The 6,368-nt window shown below is 70.7% G+C and carries 6 protein-coding genes; all 6 read left to right on the forward strand.

All coding sequences use genetic code 11. The features are described from left to right. The first annotated feature begins 110 nt into the window (after window positions 1–110). Complete coding sequence (locus GS4_RS21635) at window positions 111–482, forward strand: hypothetical protein (protein ID WP_007624595.1); 372 nt, start codon at window positions 111–113, stop codon at window positions 480–482. Beyond that, window positions 479–1,939 (forward strand): hypothetical protein, encoded by a 1,461-nt coding sequence (locus GS4_RS24955; protein ID WP_007624597.1) that lies wholly within the window; start codon window positions 479–481, stop codon window positions 1,937–1,939. Before GS4_RS21635 ends, GS4_RS24955 begins: the two co-directional genes overlap by 4 nt. Then, entirely contained in the window at window positions 1,936–2,196 is a 261-nt protein-coding gene (locus GS4_RS21645; protein WP_007624599.1) for a hypothetical protein, read from the forward strand. The genes GS4_RS24955 and GS4_RS21645 overlap by 4 nt, the downstream gene beginning before the upstream one ends. 9 nt (window positions 2,197–2,205) lie before the next feature. Beyond that, window positions 2,206–3,126, forward strand: a complete 921-nt coding sequence (locus tag GS4_RS21650; protein WP_007624601.1) for a dienelactone hydrolase family protein — start codon at window positions 2,206–2,208, stop codon at window positions 3,124–3,126. Window positions 3,127–3,132: 6 nt separating this feature from the next. Next, the gene (glmS, locus tag GS4_RS21655; RefSeq protein WP_007624602.1) at window positions 3,133–4,995 is read left to right on the forward strand and encodes a glutamine--fructose-6-phosphate transaminase (isomerizing); all 1,863 of its coding nucleotides are present in this window, start codon (window positions 3,133–3,135) and stop codon (window positions 4,993–4,995) included. A 15-nt stretch (window positions 4,996–5,010) separates the two neighbouring features. Next, window positions 5,011–6,368, forward strand: a 1,358-nt coding sequence (locus GS4_RS21660) for a bifunctional ADP-dependent NAD(P)H-hydrate dehydratase/NAD(P)H-hydrate epimerase (protein WP_007624604.1), incomplete at its 3' end; no start/stop codon positions are given.

Genomic DNA, 6,368 nt, shown 5'->3' on the forward strand with positions numbered 1-6,368 from the left:
TCTCGGACACCTGGTCGGCGGGTCGCGACGGAACCGTGAACGGGTCCACTGCGTCTACACTTCAGCGCCACCAGATCATGCGCACGGCATTTGCTCGGAGGAGGGTCGCGATGACCGACGACGCAGCAGCCCCACGGCTGTCGGCGGGTCCGTCTGGGCGGACCGATGCCGTGTCGGTCGACGTGGAACGGGCAGCCGAGGTGGTCGAGTTCTATCGCGGCGTGGGGCGGACCGTGGGCGATGCGGTACGCGACCTACGCGACCACGGATTCGGGGCCTGGACCGACGCCGACGATGAGCACCACGAGCACGCGGTCCGTCACACCGCGATGGTCGGGCGGGTCGCCGAGAGGCTGGCGACGCGGGCCGCCGCGGCAGCGGAGTTGGCCGACGGCCTCGAGCGCGGTGTGCACGAGTTCCGGACCGCCGACGCCGAGGTCGCCGCGTCGTTCCCGCCTCCCGCGCGCGGCGGTGATCGATGACCACCGCTGCCGACCCCATCGCTGATCTGCGCGATCGTGCGGTGGCCGGTGTCGAGCACCTCGCCGACGTGCTCGGTCTCGGAGCGACACTCGGCCTCGACGTCCCGACGGCGGACGAGATCCGCGCCGGATTCCGCGCCGTCGGTCGGGTGGGCCTGCCCGCCATGGCCGCCGACGGTGAGCGCCTGCAGGCCGCGGTGCGTGCGGTCGGCGAGCATCTCGATCGTCTGCCCGAGCAGGAGATCCGGATCGGGCAGGCATGGGCGGGTGCGGCGGGTGCGGCCGCGCTGGCCCGGATCGCCGAGCACCGGCACGCGACGGAGTCCGATGCCCAGGTGCTCCGCACCCTGGCGGACTCGACCACTGCCGCGGCCGCCGGCATCGACCGTCTGGTGCGGGCCTGGTATCTCGCGGTCGCCCGACTGACCACCCCGGTGATCGCCGACCATCCACTGCCCGCCGTGCCGGCCGCGGTCGCCACCGGCGCGGTGCCGTTGTCAGTGGTGGCCGACGACATCGCCGCGCGGATCCACTTGTTCACCACGACCTCGTCCGCAGCGGCCACCGGGATCACCGAGATCCTGCAGGCACTCGACCGCGCCGTCGACGGCCTCGACCAACCGACGACGCGTGATGCGCAGGTACGGCAGGTCCGGGGCGTCGAGCCCTCCACCAACTCCGTCGAGACCGGTAGGACCTATGCCGAACCGGATCGGCGATCAGGTGGAGGATCAGGTGGCGGTCAACCGTCCGACGGTCCTGTTCCGGGCTCGGATCTGCCTCTCCGACTGTCGAATCCAGGGGCGCCGACGGTGGAGTCCAGTACGGCGTATGTCCCTGCTCCGTATGTCCCTGCTCCGTATGTCCCTGCCCCCGATGTTCCTGCTGACGGCCGGACGGACGCCGCCGCGTCGTCTGCGGATGAGGGCACCGTCGACGAACGCCTCACCGGCGATCGGGTGCCCGGGGCGGAGCGCGCCGGGGCAGGTGCAGGCGGGGACGGGTCAGACGGGAACGGGCCAGACGGGCGTGAACGGCCGGGGACGCATCGCCAGGCACCCAACGAGCACGCCGAGGAGACGCGACTCGACGTCGGCCGGTCGGGGATAGGGGCCGCCGGCACCGCGAGTGCCCCCACTCCCGGCACGGCATCTCCCGGCACGGCCTCTCCGAACACTGGATCTCCGGGCACCGACTCACCGGATCGCGCCGTCCCGGACACCGACGCCCCGGACAGCGACACCCGGGACGGGGACACGGTGCCGGACGGGACCTCCACCCTCCGCGGCGACGATGCGGCCGGTGCGGGGGCCGGCGAGCAGCGCACTGACGAGAAGCGCACTGACGAGCGGGGGTCGGGCGAGCGCGGCGCTGGTGAACACGAACCGTCGGGCACATCCGGACGGTCGGGGCACTCGGGGTCGGGTGGCGACCTCGCGCTGGCGGGCGACGAATGAACCTCGCCGACCAGATCGAGGCCGTGTCGCGTCGGGCCACCGACACCATCGTCGCGGCGTCGACCGAGTTCTCGACCACCCAGAACCGGCTCGCGGCCGAGTTCGCGGAGCACCGCCGAGCCGGCGCCGGGGCCGAGGTCGACCACCGCGAGGCCCTCGAGCGGGCCGCCGACCTCGCCGACACTGCGACACCGCGGATCCTGTTGCCCGCCGACACGGCCGAGGCCAGCCCGCACCGGCGCAACCCGGACGCATAGGCTGTCGGGGTGGCCGGGAAGAAACGCGGGAAGACGCCCTCTCGATCGCCGTCGCAACTCGTGTCGGCGCTGACCCGACGCGGACCCCACAAGGTCCTGCGCGGAGATCTCGGCATCGTCGGCATCTCCGGCCAGGTCTTCACCCCGGCGGAGGGCTCGCGTCTGCCGGCCATCGCCTTCGGACACTCCTGGGGTGCCGACAGTCGGAGATACCGCGACCTGCTGCTGCACCTCGCGTCCTGGGGCATCGTCGCCGCAGCACCCGACGGGCAGCGTGGGTTCTTTCCCTCCGACGTCGCGCTCGCCGCGGACCTGCGGGCAACCCTGACCGCTGTCTCGTCGGTGTCCCTGGGCCTGGGACAGGTCACTGTCGACCCGCGTCGTCTCGGTCTCGCCGGACACGGGTTCGGCGCATCGGCCGCGGTGATCGCGGCCTCGGATGAGCGACTCCTCGGTCAGCAGGCACCGTCGATCGGTGCGGTGGCGGGACTGTTCCCGGCACCCACGACGTCGATCCTCGAGCCCGCCGCAGCGCGGGTGCAGGCGCCCGGAATGTTCGTCGCGACTGCCGGCGACCTCGATTCGGTGGATGCGAACGCACTGAGACTGACCCGTGCGTATGGCGGTGACGTGACCCTGCGCACCATCGGCGGGGTGTCCCGGGGGCTGCTGGAGAAGCGGTCGGTGAAGTCGCTGATCGGTGTCAACGGAGCCAACCGCGGCACGCACGGCGTGGCTCGGGCGCTGCTCGTCGGCTTCTTCCTGCACCAGCTCACCGACGATCCCGAGTACCAGGCCTTCGGCGACCCCGAACAGGCGCTCGGTGCGGCCTCCCCGGTGGACCTCGACGATCCGCCGGAGGACGGTCTCGACATGGTGTCGCGCCTGGTCGGTGCGAAGCCGCCGAAGAAGCGCTCGCGGGTACGCTGACTACCTATGTGTGGAATCGTCGGATATGTGGGACAGCGCGATGCGCTGGACATCGTCGTCGAAGCACTCCGGCGTATGGAGTACCGCGGCTACGACTCCGCGGGAGTCGCGATCCTGGACGGCCACGGCCACACCGCCATCGAGAAGAAGGCCGGCCGTCTCGAGAACCTCGACAAGCAGTTGGCCACGGTCGGTCGCTCGACCCTCAACGGGTCGACCGGCATGGGCCACACCCGCTGGGCCACCCATGGTCAGCCCACCGACCGCAACGCACACCCGCACGCGAGCACCGACGGTCGGATCGCGGTGGTGCACAACGGGATCATCGAGAACTACGCACCGTTGCGAGCGGAACTCGAGGATGCCGGCATCGAGTTCACCTCGGAGACCGACACCGAAACCGCCGTGCACCTGCTGGAGCGGGAGTACACCTCCGGTGCCACCGCGGGTGACTTCACCGCGAGTGCGTACGCGGCGCTACGTCGTCTCGAGGGTGCGTTCACGCTCGTCTTCACCCACTCCGACCACCCCGGCACGATCGTCGCCGCCCGCCGGTCCACCCCGCTGGTGGTGGGCGTCGGCGAGGGCGAGATGTTCGTCGCCTCGGATGTGACCGCCTTCATCGAGCACACCCGCGATGCGGTCGAGCTGGGTCAGGACGAGGTGGTGGTGATCACCGCGAACAGCTACACGATCACCGACTTCGACGGTGACCCACGGTCGGGCACCCCGTTCCACATCGACTGGGACCTCGCCGCTGCCGAGAAGGGCGGCTACGACTTCTTCATGCTGAAGGAGATCGCCGAGCAGCCCGAGGCGGTCGCCAACACCCTGCTGGGCCACCTCGAGGGCGGGCGGATCGTCCTCGACGAGCAGCGACTGACCGACGACGACCTGCGCGACATCGACAAGGTGTTCGTCGTGGCCTGCGGCACGGCCTACCACGCCGGGATGCTCGCCAAGTACGCCATCGAGCACTGGACCCGCCTTCCGGTGGAGGTCGAACTGGCCAGCGAGTTCCGCTACCGCGACCCGGTCCTGGACCGATCGACGCTGGTGGTCGCGATCTCGCAGTCCGGAGAGACCGCCGACACCCTCGAGGCCGTCCGCCACGCCAAGGACCAGAAGGCCCGTGTCCTAGCCATCTGCAACACCAACGGCGCCCAGATCCCGCGCGAATCCGACGCCGTGCTCTACACCCACGCCGGTCCAGAGATCGGTGTGGCGTCTACCAAGTGCTTCCTCGCGCAGATCGCGGCGGCCTACATGGTCGGTCTGGCACTCGCTCAGGCCCGCGGTACGAAGTACGCAGACGAGGTCGCGGCCGAGTTCGCCGCGATGGAGCGGATGTCGGGCGTCATCGACGAGGTCCTGACGACGATGGAGCCGGTCGAGAAGCTCGCGCGCTCGCTCGCAGACAAGAACACCGTGTTGTTCATCGGCCGTCATGTGGGTTACCCGGTCGCGCTCGAGGGTGCCCTCAAGCTCAAAGAACTCGCGTACATGCATGCCGAGGGATTCGCCGCAGGCGAGCTCAAGCATGGTCCGATCGCCTTGATCGAAGACGGCTTGCCGGTGATCATCGTGATGCCTGCACCCGACGGTCGAGCGGTGCTGCACTCCAAGATGGTCAGCAACATCCGGGAGATCCAGGCGCGCGGGGCGCAGACGATCGTCATCGCCGAGCACGACGACGTGGGGGCCGCCTCGGTGGCCGACCACTTCATCCCGCTCCCCAAGACGCCCACGCTGCTGCAGCCGTTGGTGTCGACGGTCCCGCTCCAGGTGTTCGCCGCGACCGTCGCCCAGGCCCGTGGCTACGACGTCGACAAGCCGCGTAACCTCGCCAAGTCCGTCACCGTCGAATAGACCGCGGAGCCTCAGGTGCCGATCCGATACCTGACCGCCGACCAGGTGCGGCATGCCGAGCACGCCCGGGCCGACCTGCTCGAGGCCGGAATCCTCATGCGCCGTGCCGCATTCGGCGTCGCGACCGTCGTCGCCGGTGAGCTGTCGGCGAGTGGCGGAGTCTACGGCCGTCGGGTGGGGCTGGTGGTCGGGTCCGGCGACAACGGCGGCGACGCCCTATTCGCCGGAGCGACCCTGGCCCGCCGCGGTGTCCGCTGCGACGCCCTCCTGCTCGCCCCGGAGAAGACCCACACCGACGCATTGTCGGCGTATCGACACGCCGGCGGTCGGGTGGTCAAAGAGTTCTCCGAGGCAATGGATCTCGTGATCGACGGAGTGGTCGGCATCGGTGGGCACGGTCCGCTGCGGCCCGCGGCGGCGGCGGTGTTCGCCGACGTCACGGCACCAGTCGTCGCGGTCGACGTCCCGTCGGGTGTGGATGCCGACACCGGTGAGGTACACGAGCCGGCCGTCGCCGCAGCCGTCACCGTCACCTTCGGCTTTCCTCGGCGGGCACATCTGCTGGCTGCGCCCCGATGTGGTCGCGTCGAGATCATCGACATCGGGATCGGTGGCGCCGCACCAGGAATCGGCGACGCCGGCGATCCGGACGACAGCGTGCTCGGCGTCCTCACCGACGGTGAGGTCGCTTCCCGGTGGCCGATTCCCGGTCCCACCGACGACAAGTACACCCAGGGGGTCGTGGGTGTCATCGCCGGCTCGGCCACCTATCCCGGGGCGGCGTTGCTCGCGACCGGGGCAGCCGTCGCCGCGACGTCGGGGATGACCCGATACGTCGGGACCGCCGCGGACGAGGTCGTGTCCCATCACCCCGAGGTCGTCGCCGTCACCGACCTCGCCGACGCCGGTCGGGTACAGGCATGGACGATCGGACCGGGTATCGGCACCGACGACCACGGCGAACAGTTGGTGCGCGAGATCCTCTCGACCGATCTACCGGTGCTTCTCGATGCCGACGCGCTGACGATCGTCGCCAGGCACCGCGCATGGGTCGCCGATCGTGCGGCCCCGACGCTGCTGACACCGCACGCCGGGGAGTTCGCCCGCCTCACCGGCGCCGAGGTGGGCGCCGACCGCGCGGGGGCAGTCGTCGGTCTGGCCCGCGAAGTGGATGCGACGGTGCTGCTCAAGGGGCGGATCACGCTGGTGGCCGACCCGTCCGGCCGGATGCTCGGCAACGACGCCCAGGCTTCGTGGGCGGCCACCGCGGGCGCGGGCGACGTGCTGTCGGGCATCGCAGGCGCACTGCTGGCCGCCGGACTCCGCCCGTTGGACGCCGGTGCCGCGGCCGCCCGGGTCCACGCCGCGTCGGC

Source organism: Gordonia soli NBRC 108243 (assembly GCF_000334455.1).
Lineage (GTDB): Bacteria > Actinomycetota > Actinomycetes > Mycobacteriales > Mycobacteriaceae > Gordonia > Gordonia soli.

What these genes read in the sequence shown, in the direction of transcription:
- GS4_RS21645 (WP_007624599.1), top strand. Translation starts at nt 1,936, where the DNA reads ATGAACCTCGCCGACCAGATCGAGGCCGTGTCGCGTCGGGCCACCGAC.
- glmS (WP_007624602.1), top strand. Translation starts at nt 3,133, where the DNA reads ATGTGTGGAATCGTCGGATATGTGGGACAGCGCGATGCGCTGGACATC.
- GS4_RS24955 (WP_007624597.1), top strand. Translation starts at nt 479, where the DNA reads ATGACCACCGCTGCCGACCCCATCGCTGATCTGCGCGATCGTGCGGTG.
- GS4_RS21635 (WP_007624595.1), top strand. Translation starts at nt 111, where the DNA reads ATGACCGACGACGCAGCAGCCCCACGGCTGTCGGCGGGTCCGTCTGGG.